This is a genomic window from Mesorhizobium sp. M7A.T.Ca.US.000.02.2.1 (assembly GCF_003996995.1).
In the GTDB taxonomy this organism is placed as follows: domain Bacteria; phylum Pseudomonadota; class Alphaproteobacteria; order Rhizobiales; family Rhizobiaceae; genus Mesorhizobium.
The window spans coordinates 1-513 of sequence record NZ_RZTT01000899.1; the positions used below are offsets into that span (position 1 = coordinate 1).

At 64.1% G+C, this 513-nt stretch carries 1 protein-coding gene; it reads left to right on the forward strand.

Features of this window, described 5'->3' with window-relative positions; genetic code table 11:
* Nucleotides 1-513: FtsH protease activity modulator HflK (hflK, locus tag EOD15_RS35350; protein WP_127409391.1), on the forward strand; the 513-nt coding region annotated here is incomplete at both ends.

Sequence of the window (513 nt, forward strand, 5' to 3'; positions counted from 1 at the left end):
GGACATCTTCCGCGACGATCGCCAGGGCATTGCCGCCTCGGTGCGTGAAATCATCCAGACGACGCTGGACGGCTACAAGGCCGGTCTCAACGTCAACGCCGTTTCGATCGAGGATGCGGCACCGCCACGCGAAGTGGCCGATGCGTTCGACGAAGTGCAGCGCGCCGAGCAGGACGAGGACAAGTTCGTCGAGCAGGCCAACCAGTACTCCAACCAGAAGCTCGGCCAGGCGCGCGGCGAGGCCGCACAGATCCGCGAAGACGCGGCCGCCTACAAGAACCGGGTCGTGCAGGAAGCCGAGGGTGAGGCGCAGCGCTTCATCTCGGTCTATGACGAATATGCCAAGGCGCCCGATGTAACGCGCAAGCGCCTCTACCTGGAAACCATGGAGAAGGTTCTGAAGGATTCGAGCAAGGTCATCGTCGAGCAGGGCAACGGTCAAGGGGTCGTTCCCTATCTGCCGCTGCCGGCACTGCAACCGAAAGCGCCGGCGCCCGCTGCGCCCAGTGGCGT